Origin of the sequence: Loktanella sp. M215 (assembly GCF_021735925.1) — a bacterium.
Classification (GTDB): Bacteria; Pseudomonadota; Alphaproteobacteria; order Rhodobacterales; family Rhodobacteraceae; genus Loktanella.
Genome location: NZ_WMEA01000001.1, coordinates 2,675,475 through 2,695,971, shown reverse-complemented (window position 1 = coordinate 2,695,971; position 20,497 = coordinate 2,675,475). Strand labels below are relative to the sequence as shown.

The following is a 20,497-nucleotide window of genomic DNA, read 5'->3' as shown; positions in this document are numbered from 1 at the left end:
CCCCTCTGTCGTCGAACCTGAGAGTTTACGGGACGCGTGCCCGTTTTCCCCTTCGGTGGACCCTGCACGCGCGGGGCCGCTTTCCAGATCGTCGGCTTGGCGTGCAGTCCTTTTTGCCTGAGAGTTTCCGGGGGGTTGCTCCTTCGGCGCCGGAATGAACCGGTCTCTCCTGCACAAGCTTGTGTGACGGGGTTTGGTTAGGTCCGAATGCGGGCTGCGGCAAGGGTGAATACGTGGCGGGGCACCGGTATTGCGCATCGCAGCGGGTGTCGCCCGTTTTTCGGGCAGCCTGCCGCGCTGCCGCGCGCCGGGTGCGCGAGTGCTGCGGGTCACGGGGGCGTCGTCAACTCGCCCTGAAGACACCGCAATCGGCAGGTTGAAGGATAGTGGGGCGCTGCCAGAGGATGACTAAGAACCATGGTTTTCAAAAGACACCTCATGGCGGTGCTGACGGCCTGCGCGCTAGCCGGTTCCGGTGCGGTTGCCCCCGCCCGGGCTGCGACGGTAGCGGTGGATCAGAACAACCCGTCGGCGCAGGCCGGCTTTTGCTACACCTCCACCGGGACCCTTTGCGGGCAGTCGTTCAAGCAGACAGGGGATACACTGGCGGGTGCCGGCATTTATCTCAGTTACCTATTCCTGAACCTCAGCAACGCGGTCACGCTGTCCGTCTTCAGCACCTATGGTCCCACGCCCGGCGGTCTGATCGCCTCTGGCACGCAGATGGCAGGGGGCACCGGATGGGTCGATGTCTTCTGGGATTCGGTGGCGGTCACGCCGGGCCAGACCTACTATCTGGTCGCGTCCAGTCGGCTTCCGAACATTGCGTCCTATCCTTCCGGCAGTACCTACGCGGGGGGTAATGCGCTTTATGCAGGCAATGCGAACGCCTACCGCGGCTACGACCTGACGTTCCGGACCTACGCGGCGGTGCCGGACGTGATCGTGACGCCGTCGCCGGTACCGCTGCCCGCCGGCCTGACGCTGCTGATCGGCGCGCTGGCGGCCTTGGGAGTCATGCAACGGCGACGGCGGCGGACGGTCTGACGCGCGTCCCTATTTCTCGTGCAGGGCTTCCTGGCTGCGGTAAAGCGGCTTGGTCAGGTAGTGCAGGATCGTCTTTTCCCCGGTGTGGAGTTCGACATTGGCCTGCAGGCCGGGGCGCATTTCGATCTTTTGCTGCCGGGTGCCGAGGTTTTCGGTGTCCACACGCACGCTGACGCGGTAGTGCGGGTCGCCGTCCGGTCGGCGGTCGTCCTTGAAGGTGTCGGCAGAGATGTTCTGCACCACGCCCGTCAGGCTGCCGTAGATCGTGTAGTCGTAGGCCGACAGCTTGATCGTGGCGGTCTGGCCCGTCGTCACGTTGGCGATGTCCTGCGGTTTCACACGCGCCTCGACGTAAAGGGCGTCGTCGAGGGGGATGATCTGGAAGATCTCCTCGCCCGGGCGGATCGTGCCGCCGATGGTGGTGACGCCAAGGTTGTTGACGACGCCGCGCATCGGCGCGCGGATCACCGTGCGGTCCAGCTGGTCGGTGGCGTAGGCCAGTTGCTGGTTCAGCTTGGCGAGGCCTGCCAGCACTTCGGAGTATTCGTTGGCGCGGGCGAGGTCGGCGCCGGTGACGATCTCGTTATACTTGATCTCGGCGTCGGCGTAGGCCTTGCGGGCGCGGGTCGTCTCGGACAGGGAGACGATTTCGCGCTTCAGCATGTCCTCCATATCGTCGAGTTCGCGCTTTGATTCGGTCATGATGCGCTGGGCGCCGTCCACCTTGGAGGCGTAGTCGGCCTGACGGGCGGCGAGCAGCTGACGCTCTGACGCGACCATGTCGGGGCTGGCGTCGGCGATGTCGGACGGCACATCGAAGTCGAAGAGGCCGGCCATCTCGGCCTCCAGCCGCAGGCGGCGGATGTCGGCGGCGGCGATCTGCTCGGACAGGTCACCGACCTGTGCGAGGAATTGCGTGCCCTGCAGGCGGGCGAGGACCTGACCGTCTTCGACGGTGTCGCCTTCGCCGACGAGGAGTTCGCCCAGGATGCCGCCTTCGAAGTTCTGGATGATCTGGGGGCGCGACGCGCTGGCGACCTCGCCCGGGGCGCGGACGATTTCATCGACCCAGGCGAATTTTGCCCAGACGATGAACAGAAGGACCGTGGCGCCGACCAGCCAGATGATCAGCGAGGGGCGCCGCATCTGGCCTTCGAATTCGTGATCGGCAAGGGCCATTACGACGCCTCCTTGTTCATGTGGGCGATGACGTCGTCGCGGGGGCCGTCGATGGCCATGCGGCCGTTGTGCAGCACCAATGTCCGGTCGGTCAGTTGCAGCAGCGCCATGCGGTGCGTGGCGATGACGGCGGTGCGGCCCTGCAACCATTCGGTCAGGCGCGACACCAGCGCCTTTTCCAGCGTCTGGTCGAGGGCGGAGGTCGGTTCGTCCAGCAGGCAGACGGACGGGTCCTGCAGCCAGAGCCGCGCCCAGCCGATCGACTGGCGCTGCCCGACCGACAGCCCTGCCCCGCCGTCGCGGATGCTGAGGTCAAGGCCCTTGGGATGGTTGCGGACGAACTGGCCGAGGCCGCCAAAATCAAGCGCCGCCAGCATGCGGTCGTCGTCACGTTCCAGCTGGGTCAGGTTCAGGTTGTCGCGCAGGGTGCCGGCGAAGAGTTTGACCTCTTGCCCGAGGTATCCGACGCCGCGGCGCAGGTCGCGGGCCAAGACTTGCCCCATGTCGACGCCGTCGATCAGGACACGGCCCGTCGTGGGCTGGTTGAGGCCGGAGAGGATTTTCAGCAGGGTCGATTTGCCCGATCCATTGGCCCCCAGCACGGCGATGCGCTGGCCCGGCTGGATGGTGAGGTTCGGGATGTCGAGGGCGCGGGCGCCTTCCTCGTCGTAGGTGTAGGACATTTCGCGCAGGTCGAAGCGCCCGGTGATCTTTTCCCGGCGCAGGTAGGTGCGGTCCGCGTCGTGGTCCTGCGGGGCCTGCACAATCTTGTCCAGCGCATCCAGCGCGGCGCGGGTGTTGGCCCAGCGGGCGATCAGGCCAGACAGGCCATTGAGCGGCCCAAGGGTGCGGGAAGTCAGGATGCCGACGGCGATGATCGTGCCGACGGTGAATTCACCCGCGAAGACGAGGAAGGTGCCCATGACGACGGCAGCGACGTAGGTCGCCTGCTGCACGCCCTGCGCCCAATAGGTCAGGGTCGTCGTCAGGCGGCGCTGTTCGGAGGTCGAGATGGCCGACAGGCCGGTCAGTTCGGCCCAGATGCGGGCGAAACGATCCTCGGCGCGTTGCGACTTGATGGTGTCGGCCTCGAACACCGCCTCTTGCAGCAGGCGGGACGACCGGGTGGAGGCGCCTTGGGTGGCGAGTGTCAGCTTCATCATCTTCTTTTGCGCCAGCAGCGACGGCAGCACCATCAGGACGCCGCCCGCGATCAGCACCCAGACGACGGGGCCGCCGATGGACCAGACGAGGGCGAGGAAGAGGAAGATGAAGGGAATGTCCGTCAGCGAGCCGATGGTGGAGGCGGTGAAGAATTCACGCACGGCCGAAAATTCGCGGAACGCCGAGAAGGTGGTCGAGGGCGTCTGCCCCGGCAGGCCGGAGCGCATGCCCAGAAGCTTGCCCATCAGCATGTCCTGCAAACGCAGCTCGATCCGGCGACCGGCGCTGTCCATCAGGCGGGCGCGGGCGATGCGCAGGCAGCCTTCGAGCAGCATGGCGATCCCTGCCCCGATGGTCAGCACCCAGAGGGTGGCGACCGACTGGTGCGGGATGACGCGGTCGTAGACCTGCAAGGAAAAGAGCGCCACGGCGACGGCCAGCAGGTTGGCGACGAGCGAGCCAAGCGCGACCTCGCCGATCACGCGGCGGAAGCTGGAAAATTCGGACCAGAACCAGTGACCCGGCTTGGCCTGGATCGCGTGGCGGCGGTTGAGTTCTGCGGCGGGCACCTGGGCTGCGATGATGCGGCCGGTGAAGTGTTCGACGAAGTCCGACAGCGGCACCTCTTCGCGGTTGTCGGCCGCGTCGGGGTCGTGGATCGTGACGGTGTCGCGGGTCTGCGACAGGACCAGCACCAGCTTGTCAGAGGTCAGCCGCGCGATGGCGGGCCAGTCGGCGGGCTTGGGCGGCAACGCCGTGCGGGCGGAGGCGCGCAGGCCGGCGGCGTCGAGGGCGGCGATCAGCGTCTCGGCCGGCAGGCCGGCGGAGGCCGCGTCGGTCTGCCGGTCGAGGATGTCGGTGGGTTTCAGATCCACGCCGAGGATGCCCGCGTAGGTGGCGGTGACAGCGGCGCGGGCGCGCGACTCGACACTGTCGCGGGGGGTGCTGGCGGTGGCGGCAGGGGCTGCGGGCTGCGGGGCGGGTTCGGGTGCGGCGGCCGGCTGGGCCGGGGCTGTGCCGCCGATGCGGGTCAGCTTGCCGCCGCGGGTCGCGGTCACGTCAAAGGCGAGCACGGGTCCGGTCATATCCTGTCTCCATCCACCAGAACGCCCTTGAGGGCGGCAATCTTCAATTCGACACGCGCGACCTCGAACGGCAGGGCGGCGGCGGCGCGGCGCAGGCTGACGGCGGATTCAAACACGCCGACGACGTCGTTCACGCTACGCTGACCGGCCTTCTGCTGGGCGGCGAAGTTGCGGTAGTTCTCCTCGGCCCCGGCAGCCAGTGCCGCGGTCTGGACCTGCTGGCGTTGCAGGGAGCCGAGTTCGCCCTGCAGCGCGCGCAGGGTGCGTTCCGCGTCTTCGCGGGTCTGGGCCACGCGGGCGTCGGCGGCGGCGGCCTGCTGGTCGGCGGCGGCGAGGGCGGCACCGGTGCCAAGACCGATCCCCTGATCTGCCTGCACGGTAAGCCCGGCGTCGGCACCGTTCTTGTTCACGTTGCCCACCGCCGTCAGACCCGGCAGGAACCCGGCGCGGGCGGCGCGGGATTCGGCCACGGTGCGGGTGGCTTCGGCCTGCGCCTTTACGACGGCCAGCGGGGTGGCGGTCAGGTCCGTGGGCAGCGGCGAGATGCCGTTCACGCCGTCCAGCGGTGTCGCGGACATCGCGGCGAGTTCGGCGCGGGCGGAGGCAGCCGCTTCGTTATCGGAGGCCATGTCGGCCTGCATCTGGTTCAGCTTCTGCTGCACGACCATGCGGTCGACGGCATTGGACACGCCGCCCTTGACGCGCTCGTCCATGATCCAGGCGAAATGTTCCATGTCGGACATGGCAGAGGCGTTGACCGCGGCGCGGGCCTCGGCCTTTTGCGCGGTCAGATAGAGGGTCAGCGCGTCCTCGACCCGGGCATTGGTGTCCTGGGCGAGGGCCACGGCGGCGACCTCGACATCGGCCTTGGCGTAGGCGCGTTCGGCCTTCTTGCGGCCATTGTCGAAGATGACCTGTTCCACGACCAGCGATGTGACGATGCTGCCGAGCGAAGTCAGCGAGACCTGCGGGCCGAGGGTGGGCAGCCAGTTCTTGGACCGCGCCTCGGCGCGCAGGGTGGCCGCGCGCAGGTCGGCCTCTGCCGCGCGGGCGTTGGCGGCGAGGACGGCGTTGGAGACTTGGGTATAGGGGCCTTGCGGCAGGATGGAGCGGCGGGTCAGCAGGGTCGCGATGACCTCTGATTCCGTGCCGTCGGGGGTGGTGGTATCGAGGGCCGGGGCGTTGGTGTCGGCCACAGCGGCGGGTTTGCCGAATCCCATCGCGGAAAACGGAGAGCGCGTCACGCTATCTGGACCGCCAGAGCAGCCGCCCATCGCCGCCACTGCGCAAAGCGCAATGAGGGTGTTCTTATGTGCCTGTTGTCTCACGTGCTGTCCGCCCCGGATTTTTATTATGGTGGCATGCCCCCCCGCCGATGGGAGCAAAGGGGGCGGGTCGTTGCCCACCCCCTTGGATTGACGCGTCAGACGATAGACTGCACGAACTGGATGTCGTGGTCGATCTTGATCACGGTGTCGCCGCCGACGTCGTAGACGTCGTAGGCCTGACCGTTGATCGTCTCGGTTCCCTGCATCGTTCCGGTGCCGTGGAAGGTGACCGTGTCGTCGATGGCCCCGTGGATCACGAGCACGTTGTCGTTGTCGGACAGCGCGTCGATGGTGGCCTTGGTCAGCGACAGCTTTGCATTTTCCGCGTAGCTGAGGTCGATCGCCCCGATGTCAAACCCGTCAAGGTTCGGCGCCGTGATGTCGACGTTGTCGGTCGCCTTTTCTTCCAGCACCAGCAGGGTCGAGTTGGTGTTGCCGTGGTCGTCCGTCGCGGTGACGACAAGGTGCTTGCCGTCGGCGACGGGGTTGTTGGTCCCGAAGTAAAAGTCGGACCGACCCGCCTCGCCCGGGTTTGCAAGGGCCTTGTCGGACAGCAGCTGCACGCCGCTGGCGTTGTAGGCGTGGATCGTCAGCGCATCGTCCGCGCTTTCGACCGCGACCTGCGTGACGCCGTCCTTGTTCTGTCCCTGCAGGAAGATGCCCAGCACGTCCGGCGATTCCGGCAGCACCGTATCGACGACGAAGGTTTCCTCGATCGAGCGGACGTTACCGGCGGCGTCGGTCGCGTGGATGCCGATGACCGCGTTGTATTCGCCGTCACGGATTTCAGCGGCCGTGAAGTGGACGGTCCATGTGCCGTCGGCCTTGACCGTCGCCACGTGCTGGACGCCGTCGAAGTCGACCAGCACCGAAGAGCCCTTTTCCACACGGCCGTTCAGGGTGATGCCCTGCGCTTCTTCCTGATGGTTCAGGACGCCGTCGCCGCCGACCTTGCTGGTGCTGGTCAGCTGGTTGACCCAGGTGTCCATCTTGACGATGCCGGTCGTGGATGCGGTGTTGCCGGCCACGTCCGTCGCCTTGACGTTGACGGTGTAGTTCAGCTCGATGTTGCCGGTGGGCAGTTCGTCGCGGCTGTACTGCGAGGACCAGTTGCCCTGCGCGTTGGAGGTGACCGTGTGGGTGGACCCGTTGAAGGTCACGACCACGGTGGCGCCTGCGTCGGCGGTGCCGTGCAGAATGACGCCGTCCTTGGTTTCCTCGGCGTTCACGATGCCATCGGGGCCGTCGACGTCAGAGGTGTCGATGGTCGCGTGGATTTCCGTGTCGATCCGGACGGTGCCGGAGGCCGTGTCGGTGTTTCCGGCCAAGTCGGTCGAGACGGCGGTGACCGTCTGGACCATGCCTTCGCTGCGGGGCACCTCGCTTTGGGCGTAGGTGGTGGTCCACTGGCCCTGCGCGTTCGCCGTCACGGTGTGCGACGCATTGGCCATGGTGACGATGACCGTCGCGCCTGCTTCGGCGGTGCCGGTCACGGTGACGCCAGTGGTACGCTCGGCCGCGTTCACCGTGTTGTCGCCGCCTGCGGGGATCGGGTTCACGGTCACGCCGGTGATGGTGTCGATTTCCAGCGTGTCGGTCACGGTCGCCGTGTTGCCATGGCTGTCGGTGGCGGTCACGGTGATGTCGATCGCGGTGCCAAGGTCGCCCTGCGGCAGAACACCAGCAGGCACGTTGAGGCTCCAGTTCGTGCCGGTGACGACGGCGTTGTAGCTGGCGCCGCCGAATTGCACGATCACGGTGGATCCGGCCTGCGTAGTGCCGTTCAGCACGACGCCGTCCGTTTCCTCGACAAAGTTCACGGTGCCGTCGGTTTCAACCTTGGACGCATCGAAGGTGACGGTCGCCACGGTATCGACGTCCAGTGTGTCGGTGTCGGTGGCAGAGCCGCCTTCGTTCGTCACGATGACCTTCACGGGCAGATCGTATTCACCTTCGGGCAGCTGACCTGCGGGGATGGTGGTCTGCCAGTGACCGGTTTGGTCGATCGTGATGTTCACGACCACGGTGCCGACAGTCACGGTGCCGGTGGCGCCGGGCGTGCCGGTGCCGCCGATATCGACGCCGTCCTTGTAGTCGTCGTTATTGACGACGGTGCCGTCGCCACGCGTGCCGGTGGTGATTTCGACGACCGGCGGCAGGGGGGCCGGCGGCTCGACCGGGTCCGTGGGATCGGTGGGGCCTGTCGGATCAGTCGGATCGGTCGGGCCCGTGGGATCGGTCGGATCAGTCGGTGTCGTGGGATCGGTCGGATCAGTCGGTGTCGTGGGATCGGTCGGATCAGTCGGTGTCGTGGGATCGGTCGGATCAGTCGGTGTCGTGGGATCGGTCGGATCAGTCGGTGTCGTGGGATCCGTGGGGTCGGTCGGAACGGTCGGAGTCGTGCCACCGCCGCCGTCGCCGCTCTCGCCGCCGGAACCGCTGTCACCGCTGTCACCACTGTTGCCGCCGACCAGAAGCGCGCCACCGACGGCGGCCGCACCGGCTGCACCCCAGCCGCCAAGACCGCCGAGGCCGCCCATCAGCGGGGCTGCCATCATGGTGGCCTGCGGACCGGCGTCATCGACGGGCAGTTCCGCGATCTGCGTGAAGTAAAGCTCGTCATCGGGCGACCATTTGCCGAAGCTGTCGCTGTCGACGTACTGGGCCAGCATCAGGTTGCCGTCACCGGGCACCAGTTGCACCTCGGCCAGCTGACCGCCGGAGGAGAGGTAGAGGTGGTTCTGCGCCTGACCTTCTGGCGTGAAGAACCCCTGGATGGTGATGATCTCGCCATCGACCAGCATGACCTGCAGGGCCTGACCCTGACGGGCGTAGGACAGCACGTGGCTTCGTTCCAGGTTCAGGGATACGTCCTGGCTCTGACCTACGATGATATTTGCGTTCGCGCCCTTGCCGGACACTTCACCACGCTGCAAACCGCCCGCATCATTGCGGACGACGAATTCAATCGCCGACATAAAACTACTCCGCCTCATTGCGCGCCCATCATGGGACGCATCATTTTGATTGCGGACAGGTTAGCGCGGGGGGGATCGTTAATCCAGATGGAATATGGCGGCGCTTACCGCATGGTGGCCTTCATGGTGACACATTTGCCGCAGGACGGGGGGCGTCGTGCTGGCCGTCGACGTTGCCGTGGACCTGCAGATTGAGGGCCGCACCCAGCAAAATCAGGTAGGCGGTGATGTAGAGCCAGAGCAGCATGCCGATCACCGCACCGATGGATCCGTAAACCTCGTTATAGTTCCCGAAATTCCCCAAATAATATGACAAACCGGCCGAGGCGACGATCCAGAGCACGACGGCGGTGGCCGCACCGATCGTCATCCAGCGCAGCCGCGCGCCCCGCTGGTTGGGGCCGAAACGGTAGAGCAGCGAGAGTGCGGCGTAGAGCACGAAGAGCGCCACGAGCCAGCGGATGACCTCGAGGATCCAGGCGGTGCCCGTGTCGATATGGACGAATTTCATCACGATGGGGGCGACGATGACGGCCACCATCGCGAGGATCGCGAGGGCGACCAACGTGATCGTCAGGGTCAGGGCCACGACGATCTGCTTGAACCCGTTGCGCGCCGGGCGGTTGGCGATGGCGTTCAGCCCCTCCATCAGCCCCGCGACCCCTGCCCGCGCGGCCCAGAGCGCCAGCATCAGCGACACGCCAGAGGCGAATCCCAGCGTGCCGGTCTGGGCGGCCAGCAGGCGGCCCATCTGACCCACGAACAGCAGGTAGGTTTCCTGCGGGATGATTTCCTTCATCAGCTCCAGCTGCTGGACGACGATGGTGGGGTCCGCCAGCAGGCCGAAGATCGCGATGATCGCGGCCAGCGCGGGGAACAGGGCGAACATGCCGAAGAAGGCGACACCGGCGGCAATCAGGGAAATATGCCGCTCTGTCGCCGTCGTCCAGACGGCCATCAGCAAGGTCCACAGCCGCCGGGTGGCCCCCGGCGGTGGATCCTGTGCGGTGGCGCGGGCATGGCCCGGGCCTGACGGGAGTGTGTCGGTCATGCACAAAGACCTAGGGCAAGCGGTGGTCCCTGCCCAGCCGGTGCGACATCGTTGTGCCCGGTGTTACGCAAAAGGCGCAGGATTGCGGGGATTTTTTGCACGGGCGACCCTGCAGGCGGCCCAGAACAGACGTGACGTGGGACAGCCCCACGCCTTGCGCGGCGGCGCGGGGGCGCCGATGCCGAAAACGTGTTTGACGACGGCCAGCGATGATTGCGTTTCGCGCCTGCCCCGCCTGTTTTCGATGATATGGATGGCGGGCAGTCCAACACGATCCGGCAGACAGCCATCGTGCTGCTGCCAGACGGCACAGCTTTCTGCACCTTTTACCGAGTCACACATTCACGAGGGATTACCATGACCAGAACAGTAATACGCGCCCTGGGCCTTGCCGCCCTGACCGCAGCTGCGGCCCCGGCCGCCTTTGCCGACGCCGGGCAACACCGCACCTTTGTCATCACCGCCGATTGCTATCGCGGGCCGACAACGGCCACGATCTGGGATCACCCGCAGGGCAGTTTTGTCACGGATCTGGTCGCTTACGGCTATGATTACGCCAATGCCAACGCGATCGCGACCGTCATCTGCAAGGACGAAACGCTGGTCAACAACCCGGAGCTGCTGAAAGCGCGCGTCGCGGCCGAGATCGCGCAGATGCCGCCCCGCTGAGGTCCAAAACGGCACGCCCGGGGGGCGCGCCCTGCCCCCTTGGTGTGTCATCGGTGTCAGCGGTCTTGTGCAAAATGCACGGCCCGGTAGCATTTCCGCTCGCCTGTCCGGCCCGGTCTGGCTAGCGTCAGGGCCAGAGATACCGCGGCAAACGCGGAACGCGAGGGCAGACGTGCAGAACATCACCGATCAGGTCAACTTGCTGGCAGAGCGTATCCACGAGATGCGCGAGACGCAGGAACGCATCCTTGTGGGCATCGCGGGGGCGCCCGGCAGCGGCAAGTCGACGCTCGCGTCAGAGCTGGCGCGGCGGTTGAACGTGCAGCGCTGTCCCGCGATGATCGTGCCGATGGACGGGTTCCATCTGGACAACGCGGTGTTGGATGCGCGCGGTCTGCGGGGCCGCAAGGGCGCACCCGAGACCTTCGACGCCGACGGGTTCCTGCATCTGGTGCGCCGGATGACCGAAGCGGTGGAGGTCGTGGCCCCGGTGTTCGACCGGTCGCGCGATCTGTCGGTGGCGGGCGCGGTCGTGGTGCCGGCTAATTGCGCTGTCATCATCGTCGAGGGCAATTACCTGATGTTCGACGAGATGCCATGGGCGAACCTTGCGGACCTGTGGGACCTGTCGGTGCGGGTCGAGGTCGGGCTGCCGGAGTTGCGTGCCCGCCTGATCCAGCGCTGGCTGTCGCTGAACCTGTCGCGCACCGCCGCGATGCGCCGGGCCGAGGGCAACGACATCCCGAACGCCGAGCGCGTCATCATGCGCGCCCTGCCCTGCGACATCACCCTGCGCCCGCAGGACTGACGGGGCACCCTGCCCCTCGCCGTGCGACCAAACCCCGCTAGATCGCCTTGCAGACACAGCGAAAGGTCCGCACGATGGATATTCTGAACTACCTCTTTGCGCTGGCCAGCATCGGCCTTGGCGCCGTGGGCTGGCTGGCGCCACGCTATACGATGGACATGCTCGACCTGAAGAAGGGCGAGGGCAACATGGGGCCAAGCGAGATCCGCGCGGCCTCTGGCGCGCTGTTCGTGGGGCTGGGGCTGGGGGCGATCCTGATCGGGACACCGGTGGCTTACGGCATGATCGGCTGTGCCTGGACCGGGGCTGCAGTGGGGCGTGCGACCTCGCTGATGCTGGACGGGACCAACGGGTTGAAATGGAAGTTCTTTGCGACCGAGGTCGTGGTGGGACTGGGCGCGCTCTGGGTCAACTTCGCCTGATCGGGCGCAAAACCCCGGTGGCGGCGGCGGTCCACGCGCGCTAGGAAGGACCCGCCGGTGACGGGGGTTCTTTGATGGCGCGGATATTCAAGTGGTTGATGTGGCTGGCGACCGGGGCCGTCGTGCTGGTGGTCGCGGCCATCGTGCTGGTGTGGTATTTCGCCTCGCGGTCCCTGCCCGACTACGACGGCACCTATACGGTCAGCGGCATCACCGCCCCGGTCGAGATCGTGCGCGACAATGCCGACGTGCCGCATATCTTTGGCCAGACCGACGAGGACGTGTTCTTTGCGCTGGGCTATGCCCATGCGCAGGACCGGCTGTGGCAGATGACCATGCTGCGCCGCACGGTGCAGGGCCGCCTGTCAGAGCTGTTCGGAGAGCGCACCGTCCGGATCGACAACCTGATGCGACGGCTGGATCTGTACGGGCTGGCCGTCACCTCGGTCAAGGCGCAGGATGCGCCGACCACGGCCGCGCTGACCGCCTATGCTGCCGGGGTGAACGCCTGGCTGGGCGAAATCAACAAGGGATCGCGCGGGCGCGGTGCGCCAGAGATGTGGATCTTCAACGCGCCCATCGCCCCTTGGCAGCCTGCGGACAGCATCGCGATCCTCAAGCTGCTGGCGCTGCAATTGTCGGGGCAAGCGAATGACGAGGTGCTGCGTGCGCGCACGTCGCTGATCGTCCCGGCAGAGCGTCTGGCGGACATTCTGCCCGACGATCCCACCGACGGGATCGCCGCCCTGCCCGACTATAGCGCGCTGGTGGGTGACGTGCCGAAATATGCCGCCAACACGCGCGGCCCGGACGATCCGCTGTCGCCGGTGATGGGACACGGGTTGGCGGGGGCGTCGAACGCCTGGGCCGCCGGGATCAGCCGGTCGGCGACGGGATCGACGCTGCTGGCCAGCGACCCGCACCTGCAACTGACGGCGCCGACCGTTTGGTATCTGGCGCGGTTGCAGCTTGCGTCGGGCGACGTGATCGGGGGGACGATTCCGGGCCTGCCGGTGATCCTGTCGGGGCGCAGCGCGGATCTGGGCTGGGGCATCACCACGGCCTATGTCGACGATCAGGACGTGCATATCGAACAGATCAACCCGGACAATCCCAACCAGTACCGCACCCCCGACGGCTGGACCGATTTCCGCGCCCGCGACAGCATCGTCACGATCAAGGACAGTCCCGCGATCACGTTGAAGCTGAAGTGGACCGACAACGGGCCGGTGCTGCCGGGCGATGTGTTCGACCTTGGGACCGTGACGCCGCCGGGGCATGTGACCAGCCTGTCGTGGACCGCTCTGACGGGCGACGATCCCAGCCTGTCGGCGGCGATGGCGATGATGAAATCCCGCACGATCGAACAGGCGATTGCCGCGGCCGCGCCCTATGTCGCCCCGGCGCAGAACCTGACGCTGGCGGACCGCACGGATGTGGCGATGAAGACGATTGGCGCGATCCCGCGCCGCGATCCTAATCACCAGAGCAAGGGGCGCCTGCCCTCTTACGGGTATCTGCCAGAGAATCGCTGGCAGGGGATCATGCCCTATGCGGACAACCCGGAGTTCGTGGCCCCCGAGGGCGGAATCGTCGGCAATACCAACAACAAGACCGTGAACCGGCCGTTTCCGAACCACGTTTCCTACAACTGGGGCGATACGCAGCGGGTGCAGCGCTGGCGACGTCTGATGCAAAGCCGCGAGGTGCATACCCGCGACAGCTTTATCGAGGCGCAGCTGGATACGGTCAGTTTCACCGCGCGGTCGCTGCTGCCGCTGGTCGGGGCCGACCTGTGGTTCACCGGCGACGCGGCAGAGGACGGCACGCCGGAACGGCGCCGGCAGATCGCGCTGACGCTGCTGGCGAACTGGAACGGCGAGATGAACGAGCATCTGCCGGAGCCGCTGATCTATGCCGCCTGGATGCGCAGCTTGCAGGACCGGCTGATCCGTGACGAGCTGGGGCCGCTGGCGACCGAGTTCACCCATATCGACCCCGTGTTCATCGAGCGGGTGTTCCGCGACGTGGACGGCGCGTCCGTCTGGTGCGACGTGATCCAGTCGGCGCCGGTCGAGACCTGCACCGACATCGCCCGCCAGTCGCTGGACGACGCGCTGACGTGGATCGGGGAAAACTGGGGCAAGAACCTGGAAACCCTGCGCTGGGGCGACGCGCATCAGGCGGCGCACGACCATCCGACGCTGGGCACCGTGCCGATCCTGCAGTGGTTCGTGAACATCCGCCAGTCGACCAGCGGCGGCGACAACACCCTGATGCGCGGCCAGACCAGCGGCACCGGGCCGGACCCCTTCCTGAACGTCCATGCGGCGGGCTACCGCGGGGTCTACGACTTTGCCGACCCCGATTCGTCGGTCTTCGTCACGGCCACGGGGCAGTCCGGGCATTTCCTGTCGCGCTATTACGACAACCTGGGAGAGCTGTGGCGGCGGGGGGAATACATCCCGATGTCGCTGGACCCGGATCTGGCGCGGGCGGCGGCCCTGGGGACCATGCGGCTGGAGCCGGAAACCGGTTCAAAATCACCGTAAATTTCCCGCCCTGCTTAAGCATTGGCAAAGGGGTCGGAGGCCATGGTCACGCCCATGATGAAGCATACGATCTTTCAAGGCCTGCTGCGGACCTTTGCGCTGAACAAGCGCCGGGACTATGTCGTCAAGCCTTTGATAGTGATCGTCCTTTTCCTGGTCCTCTATGCGATGATCGCCGTGCTGGTGCTGCATCAGGGGTGGCAGGACCTGCCGGCGTCGCTGCTGACGGCGGCGCTGGTGCAACTGCCGTTCACGGCGATTGCCTTTGGCATGCTGACCTACATGGACCGGATTCACGCGCAGCTGGCGGATCTGGCGATGACCGACATGCTGACCGGCCTGCCGAACCGACGCGCCTTTGTCGCACAGGCCGGGCGCGCGCAGGCCAAGGGCGAAACGGGATTCGTGCTAATCATCGACGCGGATCATTTCAAGCGGATCAACGACACCTATGGCCACGCGGTCGGTGACCGCTGCCTGCAGGCCATCGCCAAGCGGCTGAACGACGTCCGCCGGGCCGAGGATCTGGTCGGACGCATCGGCGGAGAGGAATTCGGCGCCTTCATGCCCTATTGCACGCTGGAGGAGATTACCCGAATCGGCGGCAAGATGTGCAGCACCATCATGATCAACCTGCCGGAGGAGCGTGATCCCCTGCGGCTAACCCTGTCGGTCGGTGCCGCAGAAACCAAGCCGCACGAGATGATCGAGGCGGCGCTCTCGCGGGCAGACGAGGCGCTTTATGCGGCAAAGGCGGGCGGACGGGCACGGCTTGTCGTCTGGTCACGATCAGTCATGGACAGGGTGGCCTGATCTGATTATCTTTTTATCTATTGATTTAGGTATTTTAGATGATTGCATAGGCTGGTGTTCGTATGTTGACGCAAAGCAAGCTGCTGGCGACCCGACTGATCCGCGCGACGGCGCCGAAAAGCAGGCGCGACACGATTTTCAAGTTCTGCCTCTTCATGGTCGTGATCCACCTTGTGTCGATCACGGCGGAATGGCTGCTGACGGGGCATCAGCACATGACGCCCGGCATACGGTTTCTGGTGACATTCTTCACCGCCACCCCCTTCGTCTGGCTGACGCTGTACACGGTGCGACGCTCTTACAGGTTGCATAAATAGCTTTTGGAATTGGCCAGTACCGACGTGCTGACCGGGCTGATGAATCGGCGCGGCTTCATCGCGGAAACGCAGGCGCGGCTGGCCGATAACCTGCAGGGGGTCGTGCTGATCGTGGATGCGGATCATTTCAAGCGGATCAACGATACCTTCGGTCATGCGGTGGGCGACATCTGTCTGCGGGCGGTGGCGGACCGTCTGCGCGATGTCACGACTTCGCAGGACGTGGTCGCGCGGATCGGTGGCGAGGAGTTCGGGATTTTCGTCAGGCGCGAATCACTGGCGATCCCGGCGCTGGGACAGGCGCTGTGTGCCGTGATCCCGGTCCGGCACCATGCGGCGACCGATCCGCTGCAGCTGACGCTGTCGGCGGGCGCCGCCGTGACGCTGCAGGGCGAAACGCTGGAACAGGCGATGCGGCGCGCGGACGAGGCGCTGTATTGTGCGAAGCAGGCCGGGCGGGCGAAGCTGGTGACCTGGGTGGCCGATCATGTCGCCTGCAGCCAACCCCGGCCCGACCCGCTGTTCAATCCGGTAGCCGGCTGAAGCGTTCCTTTTGCAGGGCGGTCCAGAAGACCTCCATCCGGTAGCCATCGTCGGTCTGCTTGTCATCGGTCACGACACCGGCGTCGAAGAGCCATGCACGCGCACGGCCGGCGTTAAAGCCAAGGGTCAGCACCTCGGTCGTGCGGGGATCCTTGGTCTTTTCGGTGATCGCTTCCAGCAGGGCGTCGAGCCCTTCGCCGGTGATGGCGGAGGTGGCGAAGATGTCGTCGGTCCGGGCGGATTGGGTCATCATGCCCTCGCGCGCCTCTGGCGAGAGGCGGTCGACCTTGTTCCAGACTTCGAGCATGGGGGCGGTGTCGGACACGCCCAGCGTCGCGAGGATCGCCATGACGTCGTCGGCCTGTTCTTGGCTTTGCGGATGGCTGATGTCGCGGACATGCACGATCAGGTCGGCGTCAAGCACCTCTTCCAGCGTGGCGCGGAAGGCGGCGACCAGTTCCGTCGGCAGGTCAGAGATGAAGCCCACCGTGTCGGACATGATGATCTTTTCGCCGTGCGGCAGTTCGATCTGCCGCATGGTGGGGTCCAGCGTGGCGAAAAGCATGTCTTTGGCAAAGACCTCTGCCCCGGTCAGGCGGTTGAAGAGCGTCGATTTGCCGGCGTTGGTGTAGCCCACGAGGGCCACGATCGGATAGGGCACCTTGGCGCGGGCGGCGCGGTGCAGGGCGCGGGTCTTGACGACCTTGGCCAGCTGCGCCTTGAGGCTTTGCAGTTGCAGGTCGATGGCACGGCGGTCCGCCTCGATCTGGGTCTCGCCGGGGCCGCCGACGAAGCCGAGGCCGCCGCGCTGGCGTTCAAGGTGGGTCCAGGCGCGCACGAGGCGCGTGCGCTGGTAGGAGAGGGCCGCCATTTCGACCTGCAGCACGCCTTCGGCGGTGCGGGCGCGGTCCGAGAAGATTTCGAGAATCAGCCCGGTCCGGTCGAGGAGCTTGACGCCCCATTCCTTTTCCAGATTGCGCTGCTGGACGGGGGTGACATGGCCATCGACCAGCACCAGTTCGGCCTCTTCGGCCTTCATGCGCTCTTTCAGTTCGGCGATCTTGCCTTTGCCGAACAGCATGCCGGGATGCAGTTTCGGCAGGCGCACAACTTCGGCGCCCACGACCACAAGGTCAGGCAGGGCGGCGGCGAGAGAGACGGCTTCTTCCAATGCGGGATCCGCGTCCCTGCGGTCACGGTCGGACTTCAGGTCGGGATGAAGGACAAAGGCCCGGGTGACGGGCCGGTCGCGTTCGAACAAATTATTCCTCGCCTTCGTACAGGCTGATGGGTTGGGACGGCATGATCGTCGAGATCGCCGATTTGTAGACCAGCTGCGACTGGCCGTCGCGGCGCAAGAGCACGCAGAAGCTGTCGAACCAGGTGATGACGCCCTGCAGTTTCACGCCGTTCACCAGAAAGATCGTGACGGGGACCTTTGTCTTGCGCACATGGTTGAGAAACGCATCTTGCAGGTTGGCCTTGTCGGACGCCATGGAAATTCACCCTATATTATTCTTGTCGCCGCGGATCGGCATGATTGCAGGCGATTATGTCGTGGCGGCCTTTGATATTCCACCCCAAAAACGTGAATCGCTATTTGCGCCAGATTTCGGGATTGAACAAGGCGACAATCGCCAGCGCCTCGAGCCGGCCAAGGACCATGGCGGCGGCGAGGACGGTCTTGGCAAGGTCCGGCAGGCCGGAAAAGCTGATCGGGGTCTCGGCCGCAACGACGGCCAGCGGGCCGGTGGTGGACAGCGAGGCCACGGTCAGCACCATGGAGGTTTCGAACTGCACGCCGGTCAAGGACAGAAGGATCATCGTGCCCGCAACCGACAGCGCAAACAGCATGAAGAAGATCCACGAGACATAGGCGCCCTGCCGGCGGATCATCCGCGCTTCGCGTCCGCCGCCCGCGACGGAGGACGGGTGCAGCAGGCGTTCGAGTTCACGTTCCGAATGGCGCGCGAGGGCGTAGACGCGCAAAAGTTTCACGCCGCCCGCGGTGGTGGCCACACCGCCGCCGATCAGCGCCATACCGACGAGGAAGAGGCCCGGTGTCTCTAACCCCGACCAGCGCGAGGCGCCGTCCCAGAAATGCGATTCGAAGCCCGTTGTGGTGAGGAACGAGGTGACGGTAAAGATGCTGCCCCAGAGCGAGCCAAAGAGGCCACCCCAGGTGCTTTGAAGCCCCTCCTCGATACTGCCGAGGTAGTGGCGGGCGAAGAGCAGCAGCGTGGTGCCTGCGACGAGGCCAATGGCCAGACGGATTTCGGGATCGCGCATCAGGCGCGCGTCGCTGTCGCCGAACATGCCGCGCGAGAAGGTCAGGCGCGACAGGGCGAAGATGAAGAAGGCAAAGATGCAGACCTCGCCCCAGAAGCCTGCGGCGGCATAATAGACGCCGCCGATGGGGGAAATGCCGCTGGTCGAGAGCACCGACATGGCGTGGCACAGGGCGATGTAGGGGACCTCTCCGCACAGGACGAGGGCGAGCCAGAGGATGAAGGTGAGGGCCGTGTAGATCGGCGCGAGCGTGGCGGCGTGGCGGAACAGGCGGTCCTGCACCTGTGCGGTCTGGCCGATCTGGCGGTAGGCGCCCGCGGTGATGCGCGCGCTGCCGCCCGCGGCGCGCACCTCGAACCCGCCGATGTTCATGGGGGCAAAGACCGCGACGGCCATGATCCAGACCAGCAGGCCACCGAGCCAGCCCACGGTGGCGCGCCACAGATGCAGGGACGGCTGCAACCGGCCTGCGTTTTCGTAAAGCGTGGCGCCGGTGGTGGTAAAGCTGCTGACCATCTCGAACCAGGCGTCGAAGAAACGGATGTTGCGGCCCGCCTCGTGGAAGGGGACCGCGAACATCAGGGGCAGCACGCCGAAGGCCAGCACCAGCGTCAGCAACTGGCTGCGGGCGGCGGATTTGGGGTGCGTGCCCGCGGTGGCGAGGGCAATCAGCATGGTCAGGGTAGAGAACAGCACGGCGGCGTAGAAGAACGCCCGCATCGAGGTGAAATCCCGCATCGCCCAGGCGTGGAGCGCGGGCACAAGCATCGCCAGCGCGCCGATGCCCATCAGCATCACGAAGAACGGCAGGGATTTCACGCGGTGCATCAGAAGAAGTCGATCGAGACCTGAAGCAGCCGCTCGACCTCTGGCACGTCGTCGGACATGGCGAAGATCACGACGATGTCGCCTTCTTCGATCCGGGTCTCGCCGGTCGGTTTGACCATGCCGGACGGCTTCAGGATGCCACCGACGAGCGCGCCTTCGGGGAAGGCCACGTCGCGGATGCGCTGGCCTGCGAGGGGGGAGGTGCCGAGCACCTGCGCCTCCAGCATCTCAGCCTCGGCATCGCCGATGGAATAGACGCCGCGCACGCGGCCGTGGCGGACGTGGCGCAGGATCGACGAGACGGTGGTCGAGCGCGGGTTGATGTAGGCGTCGATGTCGAGCGGTCCCATCAGCGGCACCAGCGTGGGGTCGTTGACCAGACAGATCGACATCTTGCAGCCCATCTCCTTGGCGCGGACAGAGGCGAGCAGGTTCGTCTTGTCGTCGTCGGTGACGGCCAGCACGGCGTCGGCAGAGGTGATGCCCGCCTCCTCCAGCAAAGCCGCATCGAGGCCGTCGCCGTTCAGCACGATGGTCCGGTCGAGGGCGTCGGCGGCGGCCTCTGCCACGTCACGGGACCGTTCGATCATGCGCACACGGACGCGGTCGGCGCGGTTTTCCAGCGCCAGTGCGACCGCGCGGCCCACGTTGCCGCCGCCAATGATGACGACGCGTTCCTGCTTGGTCTGGACCTTGCCGAAGATTTCCAGCGTGCGGGCCATGTCGTCGGTATGGGTAAAGATGTAGGCCTCATCGCCCACGAACAGCTGATCCTTGGCGTTCGGCACGAAAAGCGCACCATCGCGGCGCACGCCCACGACGACCGCGCGCAGGGTGGAAAAAAGGTCGGTCAACTGCCGCAGGGGCGTGTTGATCACCGGGCAATCGCCTTCGATCGCGATCCCCATCAGGGTGCCGCGCCCGTCGAGGAAGCTTTCGGTGTCGAACGCTGCCGGCGAGGCCAACCGTTGCAGGGCGGCCTCGGCCACCTCGCGCTCTGGGCTGATGACTACGTCGATCGGCAGGTGATCGCGGCGGTAAAGGTCGGAGTATATCGCGTCGAGGTAGCTTTGCGCGCGCAGGCGCGCGATCTTGCGCCGGATGTTGAAGATCGAATGGGCAACCTGACAGGTGACCATGTTCACCTCGTCCGAGTGGGTCGCGGCGATGATCATGTCGGCGTCGCGGGCCCCTGCCCGTTCGAGGATGTCGGGATAGCTGGCGTGCCCGGAAATGCCCTGCACATCGAGGGTATCGGTGATGCGGCGCACCAGTTCGGCGTTGTTGTCGACGACCGTGACGTCGTTGCGTTCGCTCGACAGATGTCGCGCGATCTGCCAGCCGACCTGACCGGCGCCACAGATGATGATCTTCATGCGCGCATTCCCCTGCAACCGTCCCCCTCGTGACAGAGCGTCACGGGG

At 65.8% G+C, this 20,497-nt stretch carries 17 protein-coding genes and 1 riboswitch; of the genes, 8 read left to right on the top strand and 9 right to left on the bottom strand.

Annotated features, from left to right (window positions below; genetic code table 11):
* Positions 1-94: 94 nt before the first annotated feature.
* Positions 95-182, bottom strand: a riboswitch (glycine riboswitch).
* 256 nt (positions 183-438) lie between these two features.
* Positions 439-1,047 (top strand): VPLPA-CTERM sorting domain-containing protein, encoded by a 609-nt coding sequence (locus tag GLR48_RS13210; RefSeq protein WP_237062149.1) that lies wholly within the window; start codon positions 439-441, stop codon positions 1,045-1,047.
* A 9-nt stretch (positions 1,048-1,056) separates the two neighbouring features.
* Here GLR48_RS13210 and GLR48_RS13205 read toward each other — a convergent pair whose 3' ends face one another.
* The 5 genes from GLR48_RS13205 to GLR48_RS13185 all read right to left on the bottom strand — a co-directional run bounded on the left by GLR48_RS13205 (position 1,057) and on the right by GLR48_RS13185 (position 9,832).
* Complete coding sequence (locus GLR48_RS13205) at positions 1,057-2,226, bottom strand: HlyD family efflux transporter periplasmic adaptor subunit (RefSeq protein ID WP_237062147.1); 1,170 nt, start codon at positions 2,224-2,226, stop codon at positions 1,057-1,059.
* Positions 2,226-4,475, bottom strand: a complete 2,250-nt coding sequence (locus GLR48_RS13200; RefSeq protein ID WP_237062145.1) for an ATP-binding cassette domain-containing protein — start codon at positions 4,473-4,475, stop codon at positions 2,226-2,228. Before GLR48_RS13200 ends, GLR48_RS13205 begins: the two co-directional genes overlap by 1 nt.
* On the bottom strand, positions 4,472-5,803 hold the full coding sequence (locus tag GLR48_RS13195) for a TolC family protein (RefSeq protein ID WP_237062143.1): 1,332 nt from the start codon (positions 5,801-5,803) through the stop codon (positions 4,472-4,474). Before GLR48_RS13195 ends, GLR48_RS13200 begins: the two co-directional genes overlap by 4 nt.
* 95 nt (positions 5,804-5,898) lie before the next feature.
* On the bottom strand, positions 5,899-8,781 hold the full coding sequence (locus GLR48_RS13190) for an Ig-like domain-containing protein (protein ID WP_237062141.1): 2,883 nt from the start codon (positions 8,779-8,781) through the stop codon (positions 5,899-5,901).
* A gap of 121 nt (positions 8,782-8,902) precedes the next feature.
* Positions 8,903-9,832 (bottom strand): YihY/virulence factor BrkB family protein, encoded by a 930-nt coding sequence (locus GLR48_RS13185; protein ID WP_237062139.1) that lies wholly within the window; start codon positions 9,830-9,832, stop codon positions 8,903-8,905.
* A 357-nt stretch (positions 9,833-10,189) separates the two neighbouring features.
* On the opposite strand from GLR48_RS13185, the gene GLR48_RS13180 reads away from it, so the two are divergent.
* From GLR48_RS13180 to GLR48_RS13150, 7 genes are all read left to right on the top strand, one after another.
* Positions 10,190-10,501: a hypothetical protein gene (locus tag GLR48_RS13180; protein ID WP_237062137.1), complete on the top strand. Its 312-nt coding sequence runs from the start codon at positions 10,190-10,192 to the stop codon at positions 10,499-10,501.
* Positions 10,502-10,673: 172 nt separating this feature from the next.
* Positions 10,674-11,309: a nucleoside/nucleotide kinase family protein gene (locus GLR48_RS13175; protein WP_237062135.1), complete on the top strand. Its 636-nt coding sequence runs from the start codon at positions 10,674-10,676 to the stop codon at positions 11,307-11,309.
* A 74-nt stretch (positions 11,310-11,383) separates the two neighbouring features.
* Positions 11,384-11,731: a DUF4345 family protein gene (locus tag GLR48_RS13170; protein WP_237062133.1), complete on the top strand. Its 348-nt coding sequence runs from the start codon at positions 11,384-11,386 to the stop codon at positions 11,729-11,731.
* Positions 11,732-11,805: 74 nt separating this feature from the next.
* Positions 11,806-14,283: a penicillin acylase family protein gene (locus GLR48_RS13165; protein WP_237062132.1), complete on the top strand. Its 2,478-nt coding sequence runs from the start codon at positions 11,806-11,808 to the stop codon at positions 14,281-14,283.
* Positions 14,284-14,325: 42 nt separating this feature from the next.
* Positions 14,326-15,096, top strand: a complete 771-nt coding sequence (locus GLR48_RS13160; RefSeq protein WP_237062130.1) for a GGDEF domain-containing protein — start codon at positions 14,326-14,328, stop codon at positions 15,094-15,096.
* A 62-nt stretch (positions 15,097-15,158) separates the two neighbouring features.
* A complete protein-coding gene (locus GLR48_RS13155; RefSeq protein ID WP_237062128.1) occupies positions 15,159-15,413 on the top strand; it encodes a hypothetical protein in 255 nt (84 codons plus the stop codon).
* A gap of 9 nt (positions 15,414-15,422) precedes the next feature.
* On the top strand, positions 15,423-15,956 hold the full coding sequence (locus GLR48_RS13150) for a GGDEF domain-containing protein (RefSeq protein WP_237062126.1): 534 nt from the start codon (positions 15,423-15,425) through the stop codon (positions 15,954-15,956).
* Here GLR48_RS13150 and hflX read toward each other — a convergent pair.
* The 4 genes from hflX to trkA form a co-directional block, all read right to left on the bottom strand.
* Positions 15,937-17,217 (bottom strand): GTPase HflX, encoded by a 1,281-nt coding sequence (gene hflX, locus GLR48_RS13145; protein ID WP_237062124.1) that lies wholly within the window; start codon positions 17,215-17,217, stop codon positions 15,937-15,939. The two genes, GLR48_RS13150 and hflX, sit on opposite strands and share 20 nt — an antisense overlap.
* 1 nt (position 17,218) lies before the next feature.
* Positions 17,219-17,452, bottom strand: a complete 234-nt coding sequence (gene hfq / locus GLR48_RS13140; RefSeq protein ID WP_072855560.1) for an RNA chaperone Hfq — start codon at positions 17,450-17,452, stop codon at positions 17,219-17,221.
* Positions 17,453-17,552: 100 nt separating this feature from the next.
* Positions 17,553-19,073 carry a TrkH family potassium uptake protein gene (locus tag GLR48_RS13135; RefSeq protein ID WP_237062122.1) on the bottom strand — a complete coding sequence of 507 codons (1,521 nt, stop codon included), beginning with the start codon at positions 19,071-19,073 and terminating at the stop codon, positions 17,553-17,555.
* Entirely contained in the window at positions 19,073-20,449 is a 1,377-nt protein-coding gene (gene trkA, locus GLR48_RS13130) for a Trk system potassium transporter TrkA (protein WP_237062120.1), read from the bottom strand. The genes GLR48_RS13135 and trkA overlap by 1 nt, the downstream gene beginning before the upstream one ends.
* Positions 20,450-20,497: the final 48 nt, after the last annotated feature.

What these genes read in the sequence shown, in the direction of transcription:
- GLR48_RS13135 (WP_237062122.1), bottom strand. Translation starts at nt 19,073, where the DNA reads ATGCACCGCGTGAAATCCCTGCCGTTCTTCGTGATGCTGATGGGCATC.
- GLR48_RS13200 (WP_237062145.1), bottom strand. Translation starts at nt 4,475, where the DNA reads ATGACCGGACCCGTGCTCGCCTTTGACGTGACCGCGACCCGCGGCGGC.
- GLR48_RS13165 (WP_237062132.1), top strand. Translation starts at nt 11,806, where the DNA reads ATGGCGCGGATATTCAAGTGGTTGATGTGGCTGGCGACCGGGGCCGTC.
- trkA (WP_237062120.1), bottom strand. Translation starts at nt 20,449, where the DNA reads ATGAAGATCATCATCTGTGGCGCCGGTCAGGTCGGCTGGCAGATCGCG.
- hfq (WP_072855560.1), bottom strand. Translation starts at nt 17,452, where the DNA reads ATGGCGTCCGACAAGGCCAACCTGCAAGATGCGTTTCTCAACCATGTG.
- GLR48_RS13180 (WP_237062137.1), top strand. Translation starts at nt 10,190, where the DNA reads ATGACCAGAACAGTAATACGCGCCCTGGGCCTTGCCGCCCTGACCGCA.
- GLR48_RS13160 (WP_237062130.1), top strand. Translation starts at nt 14,326, where the DNA reads ATGGTCACGCCCATGATGAAGCATACGATCTTTCAAGGCCTGCTGCGG.
- GLR48_RS13205 (WP_237062147.1), bottom strand. Translation starts at nt 2,226, where the DNA reads ATGGCCCTTGCCGATCACGAATTCGAAGGCCAGATGCGGCGCCCCTCG.
- GLR48_RS13170 (WP_237062133.1), top strand. Translation starts at nt 11,384, where the DNA reads ATGGATATTCTGAACTACCTCTTTGCGCTGGCCAGCATCGGCCTTGGC.
- GLR48_RS13185 (WP_237062139.1), bottom strand. Translation starts at nt 9,832, where the DNA reads ATGACCGACACACTCCCGTCAGGCCCGGGCCATGCCCGCGCCACCGCA.
- GLR48_RS13190 (WP_237062141.1), bottom strand. Translation starts at nt 8,781, where the DNA reads ATGTCGGCGATTGAATTCGTCGTCCGCAATGATGCGGGCGGTTTGCAG.
- GLR48_RS13155 (WP_237062128.1), top strand. Translation starts at nt 15,159, where the DNA reads ATGTTGACGCAAAGCAAGCTGCTGGCGACCCGACTGATCCGCGCGACG.
- GLR48_RS13210 (WP_237062149.1), top strand. Translation starts at nt 439, where the DNA reads ATGGCGGTGCTGACGGCCTGCGCGCTAGCCGGTTCCGGTGCGGTTGCC.